Origin of the sequence: Methylohalomonas lacus (genome assembly GCF_024808875.1) — a bacterium.
GTDB lineage: Bacteria > Pseudomonadota > Gammaproteobacteria > Methylohalomonadales > Methylohalomonadaceae > Methylohalomonas > Methylohalomonas lacus.
Map to the genome: position 1 here is coordinate 19,164 of NZ_JANUCT010000013.1, position 21,902 is coordinate 41,065.

Consider the following 21,902-nt stretch of genomic DNA (forward strand, 5'->3'; position numbering starts at 1 on the left):
TGCGCCATGGCCATTGCTAGAGCCCTGATAGTCGACGACGAACCGGATATTCGCGAGCTGCTGGCGATGACGCTCGCGCGCATGGATATCGACTGTGACAGCGCCACCAACCTGGAAGATGCGCGCGAACTGCTCAACCGGTCGACGTTCCATGTCTGTCTCACCGACATGCGCCTGCCGGATGGCAACGGAATCGATTTCGTCGGCCATATCCAGAAGGAACGGCCGCAACTGCCGGTTGCGGTGATCACCGCCCACGGCAACATGGAATCGGCTATTCAGGCGCTGAAGGCCGGTGCGTTCGACTTTGTCACCAAGCCAGTGGATCTCGCGGTACTGCGCAATCTGGTCGAGACCGCGCTGAAACTATCGCTGGAACAGCACGAGGCCCGGCACGAACTGATCGGCGACAGCCCGGCCATCCGCGAGGTGCGCAGCATGGTTGCCAAACTCGCCCGCAGCGAGGCGCCGGTTTACATCAGTGGCGAATCCGGCACCGGCAAGGAACTGGTGGCCCGGCTTATCCACGAACAGGGCGCGCGCGCCGAACAGCCGTTTGTACCGGTCAACTGCGGCGCCATTCCGCCCGAACTCATGGAAAGTGAGTTTTTCGGCTACAAGAAAGGCAGCTTCACCGGCGCGACCAGCGACAAGGACGGCCTGTTCCAGGCCGCCCGTGGCGGCACCCTGTTTCTCGACGAGATCGCCGAGTTGCCGCAGTCCATGCAGGTCAAATTGCTGCGCGCCATCCAGGAAAAGTCCATCCGTCCGATCGGTGCCAACGAAGAGCTTGCCGTCGACGTGCGTATCCTCAGCGCGACGCACCAGCCACTGGCCGGGCTGGTTGCCAACGGCCAGTTTCGCCAGGACCTGTTCTACCGTATCAACGTGATCGAACTGTATGTGCCGCCCCTGCGCGAACGCAGTGACGACATCGCGCTATTGGCCGACCATATTCTTGCCAGACTGGCAGCCGGCAGTGGCCGGCAATTCAAGCTGAGCAGTGCCGCCCGCCAGACCCTGTCGAACTACAGTTTCCCCGGCAACGTCCGCGAGTTGGAGAATATCCTCGAGCGCGCCACGGCCCTGTGCGACAGCGACGTGATCGACGCCGCCGATTTGCGTCTGCAGCAGATACCGGCGGGGACCGGGCAGGCAGATGCCGACCGGGTCGAGGATAACGGCAGCTTCACGGACTACGGTGACCAGTCGCTGGACACCTACTTGGTGGATATCGAGAAACAGACCATCATGGATGCACTGGAGAAAACCCGCTGGAACAAGACCGCCGCCGCCAAGCTGCTGGGCATCAGCTTCCGCGCCCTGCGCTACCGGCTGGAGAAGCTCGGTTTAGAATGATTCCAGGGTGACGTGTTACGTCACTTTACGCCACACTGAGGGCCTCTGAGGCGGCAGGTAAGGACCATTCGTTGGCCACAAAACACTTGTTTTCGTGAACTGCTTGGCAAAATCGGGGATCGCAGGGGAGAGGCAGCCTGTGGCACAAATACTGCTTTATAATTACCGGACTCGATAATGCGCCAATTAAACGGCCACTCGATTTAAGCTGTAACCATCGCGGGACTTAAGCCGCAACAAGCAACAATCAGGAGAGTACTCATGAAGAAACAGGTTCAACAGGGTTTTACCCTTATCGAACTGATGATCGTGGTCGCGATTATCGGCATCCTTGCCGCCGTCGCCATCCCCGCTTATCAGGACTACACCATTCGCGCCCAAGTCACTGAAGGCATCGGCTTTGCTGCTGCTGCCAAAACTTCGGTCTCCGAATTTTATGTGTCACAGGGCGAGATGCCGGCTAATATATCAGAGGCTGGTTTTGATGACGTCAGCACCGATGTTGTTCGGTCACTAGCATATGGAACCAGTGGCTCCAATGGTCAGATAACTGTCACGTTTGAAGATCTCGGGGGAGATATGGGTGGTGGCGAAACCATGATATATGAAGGAACAGGAGATACCGGTGGCGTCAGCTGGGATTGCACGGGTGGTGACCTTCAGGCCAAGTACCGCCCGGCCAACTGCCGTTAATTTCAGCTAAAAGAAATAATGGCTTAAAGCCCCATCCAGTGATGGGGCTTTTTTATTTGAAGCGTTGAAACAAGAAAATAATTGTTAATGAAAGAGAATCATCTGAAGCTGCTGTTAGTAGCGCTGTTGATAGCCTTGACGGTTTCGGTTTACTGGCCTGCCATGGGTGGAACGTTTGTATTCGATGATTACCCGAACATCATAGACAATCAGCAGTTGCACATGCAAAAGGATAGCCTGGCTGACTGGACCAGGGCCAGCCTTTCTGGATTTGCAGGCCCGTTACTACGTCCAATAAGCATGTTTACCTTTGCGGTCAATCTAGAGATGTGTGGGCTATATCCACGATGTTTCAAGCTGACCAATCTGGCCATACATGTTATGACTGGTTTGCTGTTATTTCTTGTTGTAACGAGACTCCTCAAACAACATTCCTCGATTTCTAATAGCAATATATCACCGAAAAGCATCATGCTGATTTCAGGTGCAATAGGACTGCTCTGGCTATTGCATCCTATTAATGTCAGCAGTGTCGCATATGTAGTTCAGAGAATGAATTTACTTGCTGGCCTGTTTGTATTTTCTGGCCTTCTGTCGTATTTGATAGGCCGTCAAAAAATGGAGTTAGGTAATGGAGGCAGAATTCATATTTTAGCTGCCTTTATGATCACAATTCCTGCCATGCTCTCCAAGGAGAATGGTGCATTACTGCCGTTTTTCCTGTTGTTGGTGGAGATTTATTTCTTTAAATTCAGAAGTGAAGGGAAAGCGGATAGATATTTGCTTGTTTCGCTTTTTTCGTTATCCATAGCTTTACCAGTGGTTGTGGTTCTTGGCTTCGTTATACTAAATCCCGAGTGGCTCCTGCAGAGGTATGACAATAGAGAATTTTCTCTGATTGAGAGAATACTGACTCAACCCCGGGTCCTGTCGCTTTATCTGGGTCTTTTGGTTTTCCCGACAAACCAAAGACTCTCTCTGTTTCATGATAATTTTGAGGTTTCAACTGGCCTTCTAGAACCGACAAGCACCTTGCTCGCATTATTGGGATTGTTCGGAGTTGTTATTTTAATTTGTGCACTTTATAAGCGGGCGAAGCTTTTGAGTTTTGGGCTAGCTTTTTTCTTGGTTGGACACCTGATAGAGTCGACTATAATTCCCCTGGAGATGGTATTTGAGCACAGGAACTATATTCCAGCTTTTGGTATATTACTGCCATTAATCTATTATCTGTATGCTTCTACATACGGAATAAAAACAATCAATATAAGACGCTCATGCATAGTTATTTTGATTGTGTTGTTTGCGGTCATTACCCTGCTCAGAGCCGCGGAATGGGGGAATCCGCTACTATTGGCGGAGCTGGAAGCTAAATCGAATCCTGATTCAGTACGGATTAATAATCTTGCTGGCAGAACCTATGCTAATGCCTATGAATCGGTTCCAGACGAGGACAAAAGTGCTGTTTATAAACAGGCTCATGAATACTACAAAAAGGCGCATGAACTAGCCGAAGGTGACCTGATTAGCCTGGCTTCCTTGATAAGACTGGAGTCAAGAGCCAGAGGCTCAGCCAGGTACAAATGGTATTCCAGTATGCTAGATATTCTGGAAAGCAAGAAACTGTCTGCCTCTGACAGTAATGCTATAAAACATTTGTTAGCTTGTCAGCGTCAGGGAATTTGTCCGGCCAGCAAGACTGGTTTTGAAAGCCTTATAAAGGCAGTAGAGGAAAATCCAAACCAGAACAGCAAATACAGAGCAATGATCTATACTGATTTTAGCCAGCATTATTGGTCGTTTATAGGCGATCAATCCAAAGCATTGGAGTATAGCAAAAAGGCCTATTCTGTATACCCAGAGGAAATAAGAATTGTGCTCAATTATGCAAGTATATTGATCGCGAATGGGGATCATGAAAGGGCGGAGATGTTGATACAGGATGCAGGATCCATGGATATTCTTGGAATTCATTCAGTTAGAATCAAGGAGCTGACCAATTTTGTGGAGCAGGCTAAATAATGACTGACGTCGACAATAGCAGAGTAAGTATTATCTTGCCTGCCAAAAATGAGGCAGCCTCTTTAAAGCATTTGCTGCCAGAACTAAAAAATTGCTTCCCGGAATCTGAAATAATAGTTGTCGATGATGGATCAAATGATACAACAGTCGAAGTTTGTGAATCTAATAACGTGACTTGCTTACAGCATCAATATAGTAAAGGTAATGGGGCAGCCATAAAGTCAGGTACTAGGGCGGCAACAGGAGAGATTTTAGTATTTATGGATGCAGATGGGCAGCATTTAGCGGAGGAAATAACCAAGCTTCTAGATGTGCTGGAACAGGGCTATGATATGGTAGTAGGTGCAAGAAAGTTTGGGCATCAGGCTAATTATGGTAGGGGTTTAGCTAATACTGTTTATAACAAATTTGCCAGTTTAGTTACTGGGCATCTGGTTAAAGATCTGACATCAGGTTTTCGTGTCGTTAGAGCAGAGAAATTTAAGGAATTTCTTTACATGCTTCCGAATGGGTTTTCATATCCAAGCACAATCACTATGGCCTTTTTTCGTGTGGGTTACTCAGTAGTTTATGCTCCTATTAATGTCAAGAATAGAATTGGCAAGAGTCATATTAGACCTTTACGTGACGGGTTAAGATTTTTGCTTATTATATTTAGAATTACAACATTATATTCACCTCTTAAGATATTCCTGCCAATTAGTAGTTTTGTTTTTTTGGTTGGATTTATGTACTACATATATACTTATATTACTGATGATCGCTTTACTAATATGAGTGCTCTTTTGATCTTGTCAGCGATTTCCATTTTCTTAGTAGGGTTGGTCTCAGAACAAATTACAATGCTTTTGTATAAGAAAGATGCGAAATGAGAGTGCTTATAGACATAGGCCATCCTGCCCATGTCCATTTTTTTAAAAATCCAATTAATATTCTCCAACGCTCTGGTCATGAAATTATAATAACTAGTCGTACTAAAGAGATGACTCAGTTATTACTTGATCAGGCTGGAGTTGAGCATTTCAATCTGTCAAATCAAGGGCCAGGTGGCATTAAGTCGTTATTATCTGAGCTTCTTGTTCGTGACTGTAGGCTTTATAATCTTGTAAAAAAAGTCCGACCTGATGTTATGGCAGGAATTGGAGGGATATTTATAGCTCATGTAGGGGCGATCACACGTATACCGTCTATAGTTTTTTATGATACGGAAAATGCCAAGCTGCAAAACATTTTAACTTATCCACTAGCAAAAAGAGTTGTTGTGCCGGATTGCTATAGGGCATGGACGCCGAAATGGAAAACTTTACGCTATAAAGGCTATCATGAACTCTCCTATTTGCACCCTGCATATTTCACACCTGATCGAAATATTGCGATTATTAATGGGATGGTTGAAGGACAGGAAAATTACTTATTACGACTGGTTTCTTGGAAGGCTAGCCATGATATTGGACAATCTGGTCTATCCATAGATAATATCCGATTATTAGTGAGTTACTTATCTAAGAGAGGTAATATTGTAATCTCATCCGAAGCAGAACTAACTGATGATCTCAAAAAATACCAATATCGAGGAGATATCTCACAGATTCATCATCTACTGGCATATTGTGATGGCTACATAGGTGAAAGTGCGACTATGGGATCAGAAGCAGTTGTTTTAGGTGTGCCATCAGTTTTTATATCAGCAGAGGGAAGAGGGTATACTACAGAGCAAGAACTTAGGTATGGGTTGTCAAAAAATATAGAAAAAAATGATTGGCTTTCTATTAAAGAAGGAATTGACTGGTTGCTAACACTAGATATTTATAAGTGGGACGAAAGACACACACAAATGCTAGCAAACACTATTGACGTTGCGTCATTTGTAGGAGAGCAAATTATTGCTACTGGGCGCCCACGCAAGCTATGTGATTAGATAAAATCTATTTTTTTATATGAGTCCCAGTCTAACTTCGAATCAATTTCGTTCCGTTGTTTTTCAGTAAATAAACTTAGCCATTTTTTTTTCTGATTCGATGCCTTATCCAAGGCTGACGTTTTCCAATGCTCGTTGTCTCGAGTAATTACTGATGTTGATTTAGTTTTTCTGAGGGATAGATTTATTTCTCTTTGTATATTAGTCATTAACGAATATTTTCTATTTATTAAGTCCTCGTACCGAACAAAAATACATTCACTATTATTTGCTTTTTCTAAAGCTATATTTACCGAACTATTCCATAAGTTTATTGCAAATTCGATATTTTCATGCCCAAACCAATGCGGGTATTTCAAAGAACGGTCATATATTGATGCAACAACATCGTTGCCTTGGCGAATTATATAAATGATATATGGTTTCGGCGAGATAGCTTCAATATATTCTAGTCTATAAAAATGCTTAGGAGTCTTTTCTACCCAAGTACTATAGCCTAATTTATTTGCTAGCTGATCAAGATAAGTTACCCATAATAGTATGCTGTGTTCTTTGGATGTTATGCAATAAAAGAATTTTTTTAGGCCAAGTTGTGGAGTCCAATACTTGATTGCATCTTTGGTTTTATTTAGTTTGAAAAGAAAGTTATAAGGTGGTGTTACTTTATTGGAATACATCGATTGTAGACGATACATTGCCTTAATTCGGGCAGCATAATTATCTAGGCCATCCAAGAAATAGCCTGTTTCTGGGAAGCAGCAAACGTCAAAATACTTCCCCATTTCATTTTGCATGATAGTTGTGCCCGAGCGCGAACAACCTACTATGCAAATCCTTTTCAAGGTGCCTCCTGCTACTACTATTTTTATTGATCTTGATGGCTAGTAGTGAATTCAATCTACCTTAACAAATATAACAACCCGTGCCAGCTTAGTGTTGCTGTAGTTAGTCAGCCAGCAGTTGGCCCTTCATAGAAATGTAACATCTTTATTGGTGCAACTAGCGGATTACTCATGTGCTTGTTTTGCAAGAATAGCTTTTTGCATGGCTTCATGAATTTTAGGTGTGCCAATCATGACATTCCCTGACTCCAGATAATTATTGCCACCAGTCATATCCGCAACAATACCACCTGCCTCCTCGACCAGTAGTGCCCCCGCAGCCATATCCCAGGGTTGCAGCCCGAATTCCCAGAAGCCGTCCAGCCGGCCGCAGGCGACGTAGGCCAGATCCAGTGCGGCGGCGCCGGCGCGGCGGATGCCGGCGGTCTGGGTGATCAGGGCGCGGAAGGTTTCCATGTAGCGATCCAGGTGCTCCATTTCCTTGAAGGGAAAGCCGGTGCCCAGCAGTGCGTTTTCCAGCCGGGTCTCCTTGCTGACATGGATGCGCTTGCCATCCAGCTGGGCGCCGCTACCGCGGCTGGCGCTGAACAGTTCGTTCTTGAACGGATCGTAGACGACCGCCTGGTCGAGCTTGCCGCGATGCTGCAGGGCGATGGACACGGCGAATTGCGGGAAGCCGTGGATGTAATTGGTGGTGCCGTCCAGCGGGTCGATGATCCAGAGATACTCGTCGCGGACGTCGCCGGGGCCATTATAGCCGCTTTCCTCGGCGAGAATGCCGTGTTTCGGGTAAGCCTTGTGCAATGTCTGTATGATTGCGACCTCGGCCTTGCGGTCGACATCGGTTACGAAATCGTTGCGCCCCTTGGCATCCACGGACAGATCCTGGACCCGGTCCATGTGACGTAAAATGACGGTCCCCGCGGCGCGTGCGGCGCGGGTGGCAGTGTTGAGCATGGGGTGCATGGTGAGGACAGACTCCGTAAATTAAGCCGCAATTGTACGGGGCGCGTTGCAGACAGTGAAGCAAGATGACACAGAACCTGAATAATATCCGTATTGTCCTCGTCGGGACGACGCACCCGGGCAACATCGGCGCCGCCGCACGTGCCATGAAATGCATGGGGTTGTCCAGCCTCTATCTGGTACAGCCGCCGTTCGGTTTCCCCGGCGCTGACGCCACAGCCCGTGCCGCCGGTGCGGACGACCTGCTGGCCGCGGCAGTCAGCTGCGAGACACTGGAGCCGGCTATTCGCGACTGCTCGCTGGTCGTTGGCACCACGGCGCGCGAGCGCAGCATCCCCTGGCCGGTGTTAACGCCCGAGCAGTGTGCAAAGCAGTCCCTGCAGGCGGCAGCTGACGGCCCGGTGGCGCTGCTGTTTGGCCGCGAGCGCTCCGGCCTGACCAACGAGGAAATCGACTGCTGTAATGCGGTGGTCAATATTCCGACCGACCCGGCTTTCAGTTCGCTGAACCTGGCCGCTGCGGTGCAGGTACTGAGCTACGAGATTTACAAGATCGTCAGTGCCCAGCAACCGGTTGCCGACGAGACGCCGAAGATACCGCTGGCGACGAACGAGGAACTGGAATATCTGTACGAGCACCTGCAGCGGACGATGACGCGGGTCGGCTTTTATGATCCCGTTAAGCCCCGCCGCGTGATCCGGCGCCTGCGGCGCCTGTTTGGTCGGGCCCAGCTGGATCAGAATGAGCTCAATATCCTGCGCGGGTTCCTTGCGGCAGTGGATGAGAAAACGCCGCCGGAGTAGAGGCGAATAATATGGATGGCGGGTCAGGCGCGGCATGAAGGGTGAAATGGCGCCGATTATGATCGGTTTTCACGGGCTGATTGGTGACGGGTAGGAGCGGCGACCCCGCCGCGAAAGAAGGGTTCAGATGCCGCGCCAGTATCCATTTGCCATTCGGCCCGGGGTCGGCCCTCCTAAGGGCTGGTTAATTGGTAAATGGTGATTCGTGATTGGCAAGGCCCGTCCTCGTGGGGGGCGGATTCAAATCCGCTAACTCTCCGGCGCATGTTTCGCCGATTTTAATCGGCTCCCACGGGCTGTGGTTCGGCAATCGTAGGAGCAGCGACCGCGCCGCGAATAAGGGTTCAGGTCCCGTGCTGTAATCTGCTTCTCATTCGGTCCGCAGTCGGGCCTCCTACGATAGATTGGTGACGCCTGCCATTGTGGGAGCGGATTGCAATCCGCGAACTCTTCAGCGTATGTTTCGCCGAATAAATTCGGCTTGTATATTTGTGGTGACGGGTCTACTCGTTAGAGAAGGCTTGTCGGGGCGGAGGGACTCAGTCGGTGTGCTGCAGGATCACGCCTTGATCGTCGGCACGCGGCACGATGTGGCCGATCACCCTGGCGTCCTCACCGGCGCTGTTCAGCTGTTCGATCGCTTTTTCCGCCTGGTCGGCGGGGACGCAGACGACCATGCCGATGCCGCAGTTGAAGGTGCGGTACATTTCGTTGAGTTCGATGCCGCCGCGTTCGGCCAGCCAGTCGAACACGTTCGGCCAACGCCAGCTCTGTGTGTCGATCGTGGCGCTGACATGGTCCGGCAGCATGCGCGGCACGTTCTCCAGCAGACCGCCACCGGTGATGTGGGCCATGCCGCGCACGTCGACGTGCTTGATGAGTTCGAGCAGCGGCTTGATGTAGATGCGTGTGGGGGTCAACAAATGGTCCGCAAGCGTGCCGCCGTCGAGCTTGTTGGCCAGGCCCATATCCTCGCGCTCGAGCACCTTGCGGATCAGCGAATAGCCGTTCGAGTGCGGACCGCTGGAAGCGAGTCCGATCACGGCGTCGCCGGGTTCGATGCGGCTGCCGTCGATAATCGCGTCACGCTCGACCACGCCGACGCAGAAGCCGGCCAGGTCATAGTCGCCCTCGGCGTACATGCCCGGCATTTCCGCTGTTTCGCCGCCTATGAGTGCTGCGCCGGCCAGCTCGCAGCCCCTGGCAATCCCGCTGACCACCTGCTCGGCGACGTCGACATCGAGCCGGCTGCTGGCGAAGTAGTCGAGAAAAAACAGCGGCTCGGCGCCCTGGACGACAAGATCATTGGCACACATGGCGACCAGGTCAATGCCGATGCCGTCGTGGCGGCCGCTGTCGATGGCCAGCTTGATCTTGGTGCCGACGCCGTCGGTACCGGCGACCAGTACCGGCTGCCGGTAATTCAGCGCGCCGATGTCGAACAGCGCGCCGAAACCGCCGATGGCGCCGAGCGCGCCTGGGCGCTGGGTCTTTGCGCACATCGACTTGATGCGCTGGACGAGATCGTTGCCGCGATCGATGCTGACACCGGCGGCGGCATAGTCGAGACCGGGGTTGGTTTTATCGGGGGTATTGTCTTGGGACACGGGCGGGCTGGACGCTGTTCTGTAAGGCCGTCATGTTAAGGTCGTGCCCGGCCTGCCGCAATCATTACTTGTTCGTGACGGCCTTGCTTGACTTAACACGGCCGCTTGCATAGCGTGCTGCGCATGATGCCTCGATTATTCGTTTTTCTTGTTCTTGTTGGCGTGTTCGGGCTGCCGCAGTTGCAGGCCATGCCGGTCAGCGGGCTGTATGAAGCACGCGTGACCGTGCCCGACCAGTCCGAGAGTGAGCGCCGCCAGGCGCTGCCACGGGTGCTGGGCCAGGTACTGATCAAACTTACCGGCGATCGCGGGATTATTGACGACGGGCGTTCCAAGCCGATTCTCAATAATGCCCAGGATTACCTTCAGCAGTATCGCTACCTCGAGCCGGGCGATGACGATGAATCGCTGCGCCTGCTGGCCAGTTTCGACAGCGCGGCCGTATCCGAGGCGCTACGCCGCGAGGGCATCGCCGCCTGGGGCAATGAACGGCCGGCGACGCTCGTCTGGCTGGCGGTCAGCAATGATGCCGGCGACCAGCTCGTCGGCATGGAGCAGTCGGCGCCGGGCGGCGAGAATTACCTGCAGCCGATCATCGAACACGCCCAGCGGCGCGGCCTTCCGCTATTGCTGCCACTCATGGATCTGGAGGATGCCCGGGAGCTGGATGCGGCCGACGTCCGCGACGGCTCGGTCAGCCGGATACGCGCCGCTTCCGAGCGCTATCCCGCCGATATCGTGATTGCAGTGAGTGTTGGCGCCGGCGGTGACAGCGTGCGTGCGCGCTGGACGCAGCTGTCGCAAGCGGATGGTGATGCTGACTGGACAACCTCGGGCGACTCCGTCGATGCGGCGCTGGCGGCCGGTATTGACCGTCTGGCCGATAAGCTTGCACAGCGCTATGCACCGCGCACAGTGGCCGGCGAGGGGCGGCGTCTGCAGTTGACCGTCACCGATATCGACAGCCTCGAAGACTACGCCCGTGCCCAGAAGTACCTGGCGGGGCTGAGCAATGTCAGCCGGGTCAATGTCAGCCGGGTGCGATCGGACAGCGTCGTCTTCGAGGTCGAGAGTAATGTCGATGCCGCCGCCCTGGACCAGACCATTGGCATCGGCCGCACCCTGCGCGCCGCTGGTGATGCCGGCGACAGTGATGGCGACGCTGGCCGTCGCTACCGTCTGCTGCCCTGACTGACTCCACAACAGCCGGACGCCGCCCGTATGAACGCTCCCGCCGGACTGCAACAGCTGCCGCTGGCATTCACGCTGAACGAGCGACTGGACTTCAATCTGTTCGTCGCCGGCGACAACGCTGCCGTCTGTGGTCGCCTACAGGAGCTGGCCGCCGAGGGCCGGGGCCAGGTCTACCTGTGGGGCGCGCCGGGCAGCGGTCGCAGCCACCTGCTGCAGGCAACCTGTCAGCTGGCGGGCCAGCACCAGCTGCGCGCCGCCTACGTGCCACTGGCGCAGTTTGCGGCGCACGGGCCGGGATTGCTGGAAGGCCTGGAAGGGCTTGACCTGGTCGCGCTCGATGATCTGCAGACGGTTGCCGGCCAGGACGACTGGGAGCAGGCCTTGTTCGGGCTCTACAACAGCCTGCGCGATGCCGGCCGCGCGTTCGTGGCCGCGGCCGACAGCAGCCCGCGTGGACTGGCACTGGAGCTGGCGGATCTGCGCTCGCGGCTGGGCTGGGGCGAGGTCTTTCACCTGCAGCCGCTGGCCGACGACGACAAGCGCGAGGCATTGGTTCGGCGCGCCAGCGCCCGCGGCATCGAGCTGCCCGACGAGGTGGCCGTTTACCTGCTGCGGCGGACAGTGCGCGACATGGCCGGCCTGATGGCCTGGCTGGATCACCTCGACCAGGCACAGCTGGCCGCGCAGCGCCGGCTCAGCATCCCGTTCGTGAAAAGCCTGCTGCAGGAATCGGCGCCGCCGGGCCCCGGGGCGGACTGACGTGGTTCTCGTCCAGAGCGTCAGTGCCGGTCACGGTGCGGCCTGGTTCCGACAGGGCTGGCAGGCCTTCAGGAACGCCCCCGGCCTGTTGATCGGGGTGCTGTTGTTGTGGCTGATACTGGCTATCGTGGTCGAATTCGTTCCGCTGATCGGGCCGCTGGCCTTTGTCGTCATCTCACCGGCACTGTTCGGCGGTTACGTCGTAATGTGCCGGCACGCGCTGGAGGACGGGCAGCCCGCCCTGGAACAGTTCTTTGCCGGTTTGACCCAGCCCGGTCAGCGCGGCGAGATGATCATCCTCGGGCTGTTGCTGTTGGTGGCCTATGTCGTCGTGTTTGTGGTGTCGGGCCTGTTTTTCATGCTCACCGCCGTGCTGGTGCTGGGTTCGGTGCCCTGGCAGACGCTGGGCGAGTTGCAGTCGGCCACGCCGCAGGACGCGGTGCTGACGTTGGGCATGCTGGTCGTGTTCCTGCTGACCACGCTGCTGGGGGTGCTGCTGTTCACGCTGCTGGCGATGGCGTTTACCTACGCCAGCCCGCTGGTGCTGGAGGGCCGCGCCGGCGCCACGGCGGCGCTGCGCCTGAGCCTGGACGCCTGCCTGCGCAATATTCTGCCGCTCGGCGTCTTCGCCGTGATCTATATCGTCCTGTTCATCATTGCCCTGATACCGCTGGGTCTGGGACTGCTCCTGTTTCTGCCGGTGAGCCTGGCCGCAATCGCCGCCAGCTACGGCGACCTGTTTGCCGAAGCCGAAAGCATCGCCTGAAATCCGGGGATGGCCCGTTCGCGCAGCAAGCTGCACGCCTACATGCTTGCCAATCACCAATTAGCCCGGCCGTAGGAGGCCCGCCCCCGGGCCGAATGGGAAATGGATACTGGCACGGCATCTGAACCATTCTTTCGTGGCGGGGTCGCCGCTCCTGCCAATTAACCAATGAACCAGTTACCTGACATCAGTCCCCAGCTTCAGGGCAGTGTTCGCCAGGCGCTTGCCTTGGGCGCGGCACAGCTTGCGTTCGGCGTCGGTTAGCGGCTGCTGGCTGTCACCGCCGGCGGTGTGGCTGGCGCCGTAGGGCGTGCCGCCGCTGGTGGTGCTGGTGAGTTCCGGTTCGCTGTAGGGCAGGCCCAGGTAGATCATGCCGTGGTGGATGAGCGGCAGGGCCATGCTGATGAGCGTGGTTTCCTGGCCGCCGTGCAGGCTGGCGGTTGAGGTAAAGACCGTGAATGGCCGATCGATGAGACCACCCGAGGCCCACAGGTCGCCGGTGCCGTCGAGAAAGTATTTCAGTGGCGCGGCCATGTTGCCGAAGCGCGTCGGGCTGCCGAGCGCAAGGCCGGCGCATTCGCTCAAATCGTTGTGGTCGGCATAGGGCGGGCCTTCCTCCGGAATGGCGTCGTGGGTGGCTTCGCAGACGGTCGATACCGGCGCTACCGTACGCACCCGGGCGCGGGCGCCGTCGACCGACTCGATACCATGGGCGATTTCACGCGCCATGCGCGCGGTATTGCCGAAACGGCTATAGTACAGCACCAATATGTCAGTCATGGCAGTGGATCATCCTTACACTGTTTGTTGTTCGTATTTTGCCGGCTACGGCTTGTCCGGGCCGTCTGGGAGCGGGCACACGGCGGTGAGCTCAACCCAGAAGTTCCAGGACCTTCTCCGGCGGCCGGCCGATGACGGCCTGATCATCGACAACCACGATCGGTCGCTCGATCAGGATCGGGTGCTTGACCATGGCGGCAATTACGGCATCGTCGTTCAGCTTCGGATCGTCGAGACCGGCTTCCTTGTACGCGGTTTCATTTTTGCGAACCAGGTCACGCGGCTTTATGCCCAGCATTTTCAGAAGTTTTTTCAGGCGGGTCGCGCTCGGCGGGGACTTGAGGTATTCCACCACCAGCGGCGCATGGCCGGCTTTTTCAATCAGTTTCAGCGTGTCACGCGATTTTGAACAGCGTGGATTGTGGTATATGGTTACTTTCATGATGCATCAGTCGCCTTTAAGCCAATGGATGATAGCGTGTCGTTATGATAAATCCAGTTCACTTTTACCTGTAGCCTAGTAGCTTCAGCTCGCGAGCCAATTCCATGTATCACCGTCTTCGACAGATCCGCCTGCCGCAGTTCAGCCTGAGCACGATCATCGCCTTTTTCCGTTATCTGGGCTACTGCATTACCTCGGTGCAAAGCATCCAGATTGCCACCGCCTTGGCCTATACGACATTGCTATCGCTGGTGCCGATGGTTGCCGTAACCTTCAGTTTTCTTGGCGCCCTGCCGGGCTTTGGCCAGTTCGAGCTGCAGATACGCGAGTTCGTCTTCGACAACTTCGTTCCGGCCTTTGGCGAAACGATCGATCAGTATTTGAATCAGTTTGCCGGTGCTGCCAAGCAGCTGACCATGACCGGTGTGCTATTTCTGCTCGTTATCGCACTGATGCTGATGGCCACGATCGAGAACGCCTTCAATCGCATCTGGAAAGTCGGCGAGAAACGCCGGCCGGTATTTCGCTTTCTTATCTATTGGCTGCTGCTGACGCTGGGGCCGATACTGGTCGGCGCCGGTCTGGCGTCGACCTCGTATTTCCTGTCGCTGCCGGCGGTGGATACGCTCGGCGGCTGGTTTGAGTTGCAGAAACGCCTGTTGTCGTTACTGCCGTTTCTGACGACGACAATCGCATTGACGCTGTTGTACTTGCTTGTACCGAACTGTTATGTGGCGCCACGCCACGCGCTTATCGGCGGCGCCAGCGCTGCCATCCTGTTTGAAACCGTCAAGTACGGCTTCGGCTATTACGTCAAGACCGTGCCAACGTACGAAGCTATTTACGGCGCGCTGGCGGTGCTGCCGATATTCCTCATCTGGATTTATGTGTCCTGGGTGGTGGTGCTGCTGGGCGCGCAGCTGACATACAGTCTCAGCACCTTCCGTCTGAACAGTACCGTCACCGAACCGGAACGCGACTGGAATCTGATCGATGTCTGCCTGGTGTTGTCACATTTGTGGCAGGCGCAACGCAAGGGCAGCGGCCTGACCCTGGACCAGCTCGGCCAGATGGAACCGGATCTGGCGGTGGAGCATATCATCGAGATCCTCGAGGTACTGCAGGCGGAAGACTGGGTTCTGGAAAAGGCGGAGCAGGGCGAATGGATACTGACCCGCGACCTGTCCGAACAGACATTGCTGGATCTGCACTACCTGATGCCGACCCGGTTGCCTGATGCACAAACCTCGCGTGTGCCGACCAGCCACGTAGAACATTCGCTGGCCGAGATTTTCAGTCGCTACGGCGACGCCGTGCAGGAAACGCTGTCGGTTTCGATCAAGCCCCTGTTCCAGGAGACGGCAGCGCAGGAAACCACCGAGACGACACCCGGGACTAATCCGGCTGCGCCGTGAACTGCTCGAAAGCGGCCAGTTCCTCGATGCGTTGCCGGGTGTGGACGGACTGACGACCGTCGATTGTTTCGATATCCAGGGCCTGGTTTGCGGTCAGCTGGCCGCGCCCGGCGAGCAGTGACAGTTCGTCATTGGTCCGGATACGGAAACCGTGTTGCAGCTCGCGGCGGTTGCGGAAACGCAATGCTACCGGCTGACAGTCGGTGCCCAGCAATTGTACGCCGATACGGTAGGTTGTCGCCGCCTCGATTCGCAGCCAGCGAATGATACCCAGGCGCCAGTAGGCACCCGCGTCCGTTTCCGTCAGGCGCAAGCCGAGCAGGTCGCCGACCCGGACGCTGTAGGCCGGTCGCTGTTGATGTTCGAGCGCGCATCCGCCGGCGCTTTTATTGATGAGATCCCAGGTTTCCAGGGCAAAGTAATTGCCCGAGCGGTGCAGGTCGTCTCTGACGGCGTGGTCTTCGCTCTCGCCCTCGACATCGAGACCGTCGGCGCCGGCCGGTTCCGGTTTGCGTAACTGGCGGAGCAGATCGCTGCCGCCGTTCATGTGAATGTGGGTCGCCTGCAGGCCGCAGGTCAGCGCCAGTTTGCCGTTGGCCGGAGAGCGTGGGAAGCGGCGCTTCGGTGGCAGGTTCCAGGCGCGGACCATCTGCTCGACGAGCAATTGCCGATAGCTGTCGGATAATTTCAGATCCGCGGGTGTTTCCCCCTGGCGCAGACGCTCGCGTGCCTGTTGCGCGTTCAGGTACAGCGCACGGGCATCGAGCAGTCGATGACCGGCATGCGCCTCGCTGGGATCGAAACGGTTGTAGGGTCGGGGTGGCAGGTCGCCATCCAGATCGACAACGAACAGGCCACCGGCGTTCTGGCCGTCGCGGTAAGGCTGCAGTTCGGCCCGTTCCAGCCAGCTGGCAAGCTGGTCATGGACTTCCCAGATGCCGCCGAACGGCAGATGCGGCGGATCGACCACCGCGGTCAGCAGCATGCTGCAATAGCTGTGGGCAATGGTTGTGGTGCGGCCACCGGCCAGCTTGATACCGTTATGCAGTAGCTCAAGCGATTCGGCAAAACGGTACAGGCCATGCAGTTGCTGCCAGACGCCGGCCGGCGGCGGTGCGTACTGCAGGTACGAGAAGATCAGGGCCTGCGACAAATAGTCGATGCCTTGCTGCGTGGCCCGTAACGGTGGCTTGCTGCCCCAGACTGATTTCCTTTCCTGCGTGTCGTTGATAATGTGCTGGCTCATCAGCGCCAGGTCCGCGGCCAGCTGTTGCATCGAATGCAACTGGCGCTGCATGTTTTCCATGCTACTGAGTGTGTGCTGGGCGCCGGTTCTGATCTGTGATTGCAGGTAATACTGGTAAGGTTGGTCGTAGAGGCCGAGCAATGCTTCGCGCGTGGCCGGTTTCAATGTCAGCTGGTTGGTTGCGGTGAGTGCCGCGTGCAACAGTTGCGTGGTGTGCTCGAAATCAGCAAATGGCAGAGTTTCAAGCCATTCCTCGACGTGCATCGGCCGGGACTCGATCAGGCCGTCCCTGCGTAATGGCAACCCGTCTTCTGTTGAAGCCATGACAATGGACCCGGGGCGTGTTGCAAATGCCGGGCAGTACACAGCCCCCCTGCCGTGTGTGCCGGCTGCTTGTCACAATGCGCCGTGGCGGCGATCGTTCAGGGCAACATCTGACGCTATGTTAACCTAGATCCACGGCAGAAAGACAACCATCCGGCGGACGGATACCATGCCGGACCAGCGATGAAGGAGGGAGGCATTGACGACGACGGAACATCAGGGCCTGCATTGTGAAGTCAGCGGCCGCGTGCAGGGTGTATCATTCCGCATGGCGGCCCAGGGTGAGGCGCAGCGGCTGGGTTTGACCGGCTGGGTGCGCAACCTGCCCGACGGCCGGGTCGAGGTGCAGGCTTTCGGGCCGTCCGCCAGCCTCGATGAATTCCGCACCTGGCTGAAGCGCGGTCCGCCGCTGGCCAGCGTACTCAGACTCGACTGCGAGTCTATCGAATATGAAGCGTATCCTGACTTTCAGATACTGAGCACGCCCGCAACCAACACAAATGAATAACCGAGGTAGAACTTATGAGCGATCCAACCGAACTGGCTGATTATGCCGCCATCCGCCAGTGCATACAGCATTACATCGACGGTGCCGTGTCCGCCCGCGGCGACGATATGAAACCGGCTTTTCATCCGGACGCGACGATTTTTGGTTACGTCGGCGAGGAGCTTTTTGCCGGGCCGATACAGCTGTTGTTCGACTGGAACGACAACAATGATCCGTCGCCGGATCTGCAGGCAGAGATCACGAAGATCGAGATTGCCGGCAGCATCGCCACGCTACGGCTGGAGCTGGACAACTGGCTGGGACATCGATTTACCGACATGTTCACATTGCTGAAAACCGATGGCCGTTGGCAGGTCATGAACAAGGTCTTTCACCTGCACGGTTGAAATAAACCGCGAATGAACGCGAAGAACGCAAATAGGACAGAAGAATAGAATTACAGCCAGGCTATGAATCTGTCTTTACTGCACCTGACATGGGCGGGTTTCAGGGCAGAAAAAATATTCAGGGATACAGAGCCGAGCCACAGCTCTAGCACTCTTATTTTTTCATTTGCGTTTATTTGCGTTCATTCGCGGTCCTCATTCAATTCAGACAGAAGCCAGTTGTGCCCTGATGAAGTCCACGGCGCCTTCAAGCGGTATGTTCTGATTTTCACTGTCGGGGCGGGCCCGGTATTCCAGCTGGCCGGCGTCCAGGCCCTTTTCACTGAAGACGATCCGGTGCGGGATGCCGATCAGCTCCATGTCGGCAAACATCACGCCCGGGCGTTCGCGGCGATCGTCGAGCAGCACGTCGATGCCGGCGGCGCGCAGCTCGGCGTACAGCTTCTCCACCGCATCACGCAGGCGTTGTGACTTGTGCATGTTGATCGGCAACAGCGCCAGTTCGAACGGCGCGATCGCGGCCGGCCAGATGATGCCGCGGTCATCGTGGTTCTGTTCGATCGCGGCGGCGACCACGCGCGAGACGCCGATGCCGTAGCAGCCCATAGTCAGGGTTTGCGCCGTGCCATTTTCATCCAGGCAAGTGGCCTTCATCGCCGAACTGTACTTGGTGCCAAGCTGGAAGATGTGACCGACCTCGATGCCGCGGCGAATAACCAGCGTACCCTGACCGTCAGGGCTCGGGTCGCCGGCGACGACGTTGCGCAGGTCAGCGACCTCGGGCAGCTCGGCGTCGCGGCCCCAGTTGATACCGAAATAGTGCTTCGCCTCGATATTGGCACCGGCACCGAAGTCGCTCATGGCCGCGACGCTGTGGTCGACCACGCAGGGGATCGGCAGATTAACCGGCCCCAGCGAGCCCGGGCCGGCACCGATGGCGGCGCGGATCTCGGCTTCGCCGGCGAACTCGAACGGCTCGGCGACCTGCGCCAGCCGGGCCGCCTTGACGGCGTTAAGCTCGTGGTCGCCGCGCACCAGCAGCGCCAGCAGGCCACCGTCGGCGGCCTTGACGATGAGGGTCTTGACGGTCTTCTCGATCGGCAGGCCGTGCTGCTCGACCAGATCGGCAATGGTTTTCGCCTCCGGCGTGTCGATCAGGCGCAGTTCCTCGGTCGCTGCGGCGGGCTCGCCGGCCGGCGGCGCGGCTTCGGCCAGCTCGACGTTGGCGGCGTAGTCGCTCGCGTCGCTGAAGGCGATGGCGTCCTCGCCGGATTCGGCCAGGACGTGGAATTCGTGCGAGGCATTGCCGCCGATGGCGCCGGTGTCGGCAATGACGGCGCGGAATTCCAGCCCCAGGCGCTCGAAGATGCGGGTGTAGGTGGTGTGCATCTGCTGGTAGGTTTCGCGCAGCGAGGCCTCGTCCAGGTGAAACGAGTAGGCGTCCTTCATGAGAAATTCGCGCGCGCGCATGATGCCGAAGCGCGGCCGGATCTCGTCACGGAACTTGGTCTGGATCTGGTAGAAGTTGGCCGGCAGCTGCTTGTAGCTGCGGATCTCGCGCCGAATCAGGTCCGTGATCACCTCTTCATGGGTGGGACCCAGGCAGAAATCGCGCTCGTGGCGGTCGCGGATGCGCAGCAGTTCCGGACCGTAGTGGTCCCAGCGGCCGGACTCGGCCCACAATTCGGCCGGCTGGACGCCCGGCATCAGCAGTTCCTGGGCACCGGCGGCGTCCATTTCCGCGCGCACGATGGCTTCGACCTTGCGCAGCACACGCAGGCCCAGCGGCAGCCAGCTGTAGATGCCGGCGGCGGACTTGCGGATCATGCCGGCCTTGAGCATCAACTGGTGGGAAATGATCTCGGCGTCGGCCGGGGCCTCACGCAGGGTACTGAGCAGGTAGTTCGTGGTGCGCATGGCTGGTTATTGTTCCTGTTGGGTTGCTGCGCTCGCCGGCGGGCGAGCGCGCCATTATTCCACCGCCCGGCGGCGCTTTAAAGTCCGGCGTGCTTGACCGGTTGTGGCAATCACAGTACTGTTAATGGTTTCCCCACGGCCCTACCCGGGCCCGGCCGGGAACTGACTATCACTATAACCAAACATGTTTTAGCTGAGGCAGGTCATGACAGAGCCATCCCAAAAGGAAAAGCTGCGCGGCGCAGAGATCTTCGTGCGTGCGCTCAAAGATGAGGGCGTCGAGCACGTTTTCGGTTACCCCGGCGGCGCCGTTCTCCATATCTACGACGAACTGTTCAAGCAGGACGCGGTGGAACACATCCTCGTCCGCCACGAGCAGGGCGCGACCCACGCCGCCGACGGCTACGCGCGCGCGACCGGCAAGCCGGGCGTCGTGCTGGTAACCTCCGGGCCCGGCGTGACCAATACCGTGACCGGTATCGCCACCGCCTACATGGATTCCATCCCGCTGGTGGTGTTCAGCGGCCAGGTGCCGACCGCCCTGATCGGCAACGACGCCTTTCAGGAAGTCGACGCCATCGGCATCACGCGCCCGTGCGTGAAACACAATTTCCTCGTCCGTGACGTCAAGGACCTTGCCAGCACGATCAAGAAGGCATTCCACGTCGCCATGAGCGGCCGGCCGGGACCGGTGCTGGTCGATATCCCCAAGGACGTCACCGCCGACGTCTGCGAATACGACTATCCCGAGTCGATCGAGCTGCGCTCCTACAAGCCGGTGACGCGCGGCCACCCGGGCCAGATCCGCAAGGCGGCCGACCTCATCCTGGCGGCGAAAAAGCCGATGATCTACGCCGGCGGCGGCGTCATCCTGTCGAATGCCCATCAGGAACTGACCGAGATGACGCAACGGCTGGGTTACCCGATCACCAATACGCTGATGGGTCTGGGCGCCTACCCGGCGACCGACAAGCAGTTCGTCGGCATGCTCGGCATGCACGGCACTTATGAGGCCAACATGGCCATGCATCACTGCGACGTGCTGGTCGCTATCGGTGCGCGTTTCGACGATCGTGTTACCGGCGACCTGGAGAAGTTCTGTCCGGAAGCCAAGATCGTGCATATCGACATCGACCCGGCGTCGATCTCCAAGAACGTGCCGGTGGATGTGCCTATCGTCGGTGACGTCAAGAGTGTGCTCGGTGACCTGACCGAGTTGCTGAAAGAGGACGCACGGCAGCCGGATGCGGCGGCACTGGCCGACTGGTGGCAGCAGATCGCCGACTGGCAGAAGCTCGATTGCCTGCGCTACAACCGCAACAGCGACATCATCAAGCCGCAGTATGTGGTGGAGAAACTCTGGGAAGTCACTGGCGGCGATGCCTATGTGACCTCCGACGTCGGCCAGCATCAGATGTGGGCGGCACAGTACTACAAGTTCGACAAGCCGCGGCGCTGGATCAACTCCGGTGGCCTCGGCACGATGGGTTTCGGCGTGCCGGCGGCGATGGGCGTGAAACTCGCCTTCCGTGACGAGGAGGTGGTGTGCATCAGCGGCGAGGCCAGCCTGGTGATGTGTCTCCAGGAGCTGTCGACCTGCCTGCAGTACGACCTGCCGATCAAGATTGTCAGCCTGAATAACCGCTACATGGGCATGGTGCGGCAGTGGCAGGAATTCTTCTACGCCGGCCGCTACTCGCATTCATACATGGACGCGATCCCGGACTTCGTCAAGCTGGCCGAGGCCTACGGCCACGTCGGCATGCGTATTGAAAAGAGCGTTGATGTCGAGACGTCGCTGAAGGAAGCACTGGCGATGAAGGACCGGCTGGTGCTGATGGACTTCATCACCGATCAGACCGAGAACGTCTATCCGATGATTGCCGCGGGCAAGGGACAGAACGAAATGCACCTTTCACCCGAGCAGAGCTCGACCGACCGGGAACTCGCCTGAC

The 21,902-nt window shown here is 56.6% G+C and carries 20 protein-coding genes; 13 read left to right on the top strand and 7 right to left on the bottom strand.

The features are described from left to right. Positions 1 to 6: 6 nt before the first annotated feature. From J2T55_RS09465 to J2T55_RS09485, 5 genes are all read left to right on the top strand, one after another. On the top strand, positions 7 to 1,359 hold the full coding sequence (locus tag J2T55_RS09465; protein WP_259055855.1) for a sigma-54-dependent transcriptional regulator: 1,353 nt from the start codon (positions 7 to 9) through the stop codon (positions 1,357 to 1,359). Between the two features lie 261 nt (positions 1,360 to 1,620). After that, a complete protein-coding gene (locus tag J2T55_RS09470) occupies positions 1,621 to 2,052 on the top strand; it encodes a pilin (RefSeq protein ID WP_259055856.1) in 432 nt (143 codons plus the stop codon). A gap of 87 nt (positions 2,053 to 2,139) precedes the next feature. Beyond that, positions 2,140 to 4,074, top strand: a complete 1,935-nt coding sequence (locus J2T55_RS09475) for a tetratricopeptide repeat protein (RefSeq protein WP_259055858.1) — start codon at positions 2,140 to 2,142, stop codon at positions 4,072 to 4,074. Further along, positions 4,074 to 4,946: a glycosyltransferase family 2 protein gene (locus J2T55_RS09480; protein ID WP_259055859.1), complete on the top strand. Its 873-nt coding sequence runs from the start codon at positions 4,074 to 4,076 to the stop codon at positions 4,944 to 4,946. The genes J2T55_RS09475 and J2T55_RS09480 overlap by 1 nt, the downstream gene beginning before the upstream one ends. Further along, on the top strand, positions 4,943 to 5,992 hold the full coding sequence (locus tag J2T55_RS09485; RefSeq protein WP_259055860.1) for a DUF354 domain-containing protein: 1,050 nt from the start codon (positions 4,943 to 4,945) through the stop codon (positions 5,990 to 5,992). The genes J2T55_RS09480 and J2T55_RS09485 overlap by 4 nt, the downstream gene beginning before the upstream one ends. Here J2T55_RS09485 and J2T55_RS09490 read toward each other — a convergent pair. Next, positions 5,989 to 6,834 carry a sulfotransferase family protein gene (locus J2T55_RS09490; RefSeq protein ID WP_259055861.1) on the bottom strand — a complete coding sequence of 282 codons (846 nt, stop codon included), beginning with the start codon at positions 6,832 to 6,834 and terminating at the stop codon, positions 5,989 to 5,991. The two genes, J2T55_RS09485 and J2T55_RS09490, sit on opposite strands and share 4 nt — an antisense overlap. Positions 6,835 to 6,999: 165 nt before the next feature. Continuing rightward, positions 7,000 to 7,800: an inositol monophosphatase family protein gene (locus J2T55_RS09495; protein WP_259055862.1), complete on the bottom strand. Its 801-nt coding sequence runs from the start codon at positions 7,798 to 7,800 to the stop codon at positions 7,000 to 7,002. 65 nt (positions 7,801 to 7,865) lie between these two features. On the opposite strand from J2T55_RS09495, the gene J2T55_RS09500 reads away from it, so the two are divergent. Beyond that, complete coding sequence (locus J2T55_RS09500) at positions 7,866 to 8,603, top strand: RNA methyltransferase (protein WP_259055863.1); 738 nt, start codon at positions 7,866 to 7,868, stop codon at positions 8,601 to 8,603. A 539-nt stretch (positions 8,604 to 9,142) separates the two neighbouring features. Here the strand turns inward: J2T55_RS09500 and purM are convergent. Next, positions 9,143 to 10,210 carry a phosphoribosylformylglycinamidine cyclo-ligase gene (gene purM, locus J2T55_RS09505; RefSeq protein ID WP_259055864.1) on the bottom strand — a complete coding sequence of 356 codons (1,068 nt, stop codon included), beginning with the start codon at positions 10,208 to 10,210 and terminating at the stop codon, positions 9,143 to 9,145. Between the two features lie 123 nt (positions 10,211 to 10,333). On the opposite strand from purM, the gene J2T55_RS09510 reads away from it, so the two are divergent. From J2T55_RS09510 to J2T55_RS09520, 3 genes are read left to right on the top strand one after another with little or no spacing between them, the layout of a single operon-like run. Continuing rightward, a complete protein-coding gene (locus tag J2T55_RS09510) occupies positions 10,334 to 11,401 on the top strand; it encodes a DUF2066 domain-containing protein (RefSeq protein WP_259055865.1) in 1,068 nt (355 codons plus the stop codon). 30 nt (positions 11,402 to 11,431) lie between these two features. After that, on the top strand, positions 11,432 to 12,163 hold the full coding sequence (hda, locus tag J2T55_RS09515) for a DnaA regulatory inactivator Hda (RefSeq protein WP_259055866.1): 732 nt from the start codon (positions 11,432 to 11,434) through the stop codon (positions 12,161 to 12,163). 1 nt (position 12,164) lies between these two features. Beyond that, entirely contained in the window at positions 12,165 to 12,929 is a 765-nt protein-coding gene (locus J2T55_RS09520; RefSeq protein ID WP_259055867.1) for a BPSS1780 family membrane protein, read from the top strand. A gap of 177 nt (positions 12,930 to 13,106) precedes the next feature. On the opposite strand, the gene wrbA is transcribed toward J2T55_RS09520, so the two are convergent. Both wrbA and arsC read right to left on the bottom strand, forming a co-directional pair. After that, positions 13,107 to 13,709, bottom strand: a complete 603-nt coding sequence (wrbA, locus tag J2T55_RS09525) for an NAD(P)H:quinone oxidoreductase (RefSeq protein WP_259055868.1) — start codon at positions 13,707 to 13,709, stop codon at positions 13,107 to 13,109. Between the two features lie 91 nt (positions 13,710 to 13,800). Further along, positions 13,801 to 14,151, bottom strand: coding sequence for an arsenate reductase (glutaredoxin) (arsC, locus tag J2T55_RS09530; protein WP_259055869.1), 351 nt, complete (start codon positions 14,149 to 14,151; stop codon positions 13,801 to 13,803). A 104-nt stretch (positions 14,152 to 14,255) separates the two neighbouring features. Between arsC and J2T55_RS09535 the strand changes: the two genes are divergently transcribed. After that, positions 14,256 to 15,566, top strand: coding sequence for a YihY family inner membrane protein (locus J2T55_RS09535; RefSeq protein WP_259055870.1), 1,311 nt, complete (start codon positions 14,256 to 14,258; stop codon positions 15,564 to 15,566). Here J2T55_RS09535 and J2T55_RS09540 read toward each other — a convergent pair. Next, positions 15,547 to 17,136, bottom strand: coding sequence for a hypothetical protein (locus J2T55_RS09540; protein WP_259055871.1), 1,590 nt, complete (start codon positions 17,134 to 17,136; stop codon positions 15,547 to 15,549). The genes J2T55_RS09535 and J2T55_RS09540 overlap by 20 nt on opposite strands. Positions 17,137 to 17,335: 199 nt before the next feature. Between J2T55_RS09540 and J2T55_RS09545 the strand changes: the two genes are divergently transcribed. Continuing rightward, a complete protein-coding gene (locus J2T55_RS09545) occupies positions 17,336 to 17,644 on the top strand; it encodes an acylphosphatase (protein ID WP_259055872.1) in 309 nt (102 codons plus the stop codon). Between the two features lie 14 nt (positions 17,645 to 17,658). Continuing rightward, the gene (locus tag J2T55_RS09550) at positions 17,659 to 18,030 is read left to right on the top strand and encodes a nuclear transport factor 2 family protein (RefSeq protein ID WP_259055873.1); all 372 of its coding nucleotides are present in this window, start codon (positions 17,659 to 17,661) and stop codon (positions 18,028 to 18,030) included. Between the two features lie 204 nt (positions 18,031 to 18,234). Here J2T55_RS09550 and J2T55_RS09555 read toward each other — a convergent pair whose 3' ends face one another. Next, positions 18,235 to 19,947 carry a proline--tRNA ligase gene (locus tag J2T55_RS09555; RefSeq protein ID WP_259055874.1) on the bottom strand — a complete coding sequence of 571 codons (1,713 nt, stop codon included), beginning with the start codon at positions 19,945 to 19,947 and terminating at the stop codon, positions 18,235 to 18,237. Positions 19,948 to 20,152: 205 nt separating this feature from the next. Between J2T55_RS09555 and J2T55_RS09560 the strand changes: the two genes are divergently transcribed. Continuing rightward, positions 20,153 to 21,901, top strand: coding sequence for an acetolactate synthase 3 catalytic subunit (locus J2T55_RS09560; RefSeq protein WP_259055875.1), 1,749 nt, complete (start codon positions 20,153 to 20,155; stop codon positions 21,899 to 21,901). Position 21,902 lies beyond the last annotated feature (1 nt).

Bases quoted from the DNA above. Each gene is read 5' to 3' on its own strand.
- J2T55_RS09465 (WP_259055855.1), top strand. From the start codon at position 7: ATGGCCATTGCTAGAGCCCTGATAGTCGACGACGAACCGGATATTCGC.
- J2T55_RS09470 (WP_259055856.1), top strand. From the start codon at position 1,621: ATGAAGAAACAGGTTCAACAGGGTTTTACCCTTATCGAACTGATGATC.
- J2T55_RS09475 (WP_259055858.1), top strand. From the start codon at position 2,140: ATGAAAGAGAATCATCTGAAGCTGCTGTTAGTAGCGCTGTTGATAGCC.
- J2T55_RS09480 (WP_259055859.1), top strand. From the start codon at position 4,074: ATGACTGACGTCGACAATAGCAGAGTAAGTATTATCTTGCCTGCCAAA.
- J2T55_RS09485 (WP_259055860.1), top strand. From the start codon at position 4,943: ATGAGAGTGCTTATAGACATAGGCCATCCTGCCCATGTCCATTTTTTT.
- J2T55_RS09495 (WP_259055862.1), bottom strand. From the start codon at position 7,800: ATGCACCCCATGCTCAACACTGCCACCCGCGCCGCACGCGCCGCGGGG.
- J2T55_RS09500 (WP_259055863.1), top strand. From the start codon at position 7,866: ATGACACAGAACCTGAATAATATCCGTATTGTCCTCGTCGGGACGACG.
- J2T55_RS09510 (WP_259055865.1), top strand. From the start codon at position 10,334: ATGATGCCTCGATTATTCGTTTTTCTTGTTCTTGTTGGCGTGTTCGGG.
- hda (WP_259055866.1), top strand. From the start codon at position 11,432: ATGAACGCTCCCGCCGGACTGCAACAGCTGCCGCTGGCATTCACGCTG.
- wrbA (WP_259055868.1), bottom strand. From the start codon at position 13,709: ATGACTGACATATTGGTGCTGTACTATAGCCGTTTCGGCAATACCGCG.
- arsC (WP_259055869.1), bottom strand. From the start codon at position 14,151: ATGAAAGTAACCATATACCACAATCCACGCTGTTCAAAATCGCGTGAC.
- J2T55_RS09535 (WP_259055870.1), top strand. From the start codon at position 14,256: ATGTATCACCGTCTTCGACAGATCCGCCTGCCGCAGTTCAGCCTGAGC.
- J2T55_RS09540 (WP_259055871.1), bottom strand. From the start codon at position 17,136: ATGGCTTCAACAGAAGACGGGTTGCCATTACGCAGGGACGGCCTGATC.
- J2T55_RS09550 (WP_259055873.1), top strand. From the start codon at position 17,659: ATGAGCGATCCAACCGAACTGGCTGATTATGCCGCCATCCGCCAGTGC.
- J2T55_RS09555 (WP_259055874.1), bottom strand. From the start codon at position 19,947: ATGCGCACCACGAACTACCTGCTCAGTACCCTGCGTGAGGCCCCGGCC.
- J2T55_RS09560 (WP_259055875.1), top strand. From the start codon at position 20,153: ATGACAGAGCCATCCCAAAAGGAAAAGCTGCGCGGCGCAGAGATCTTC.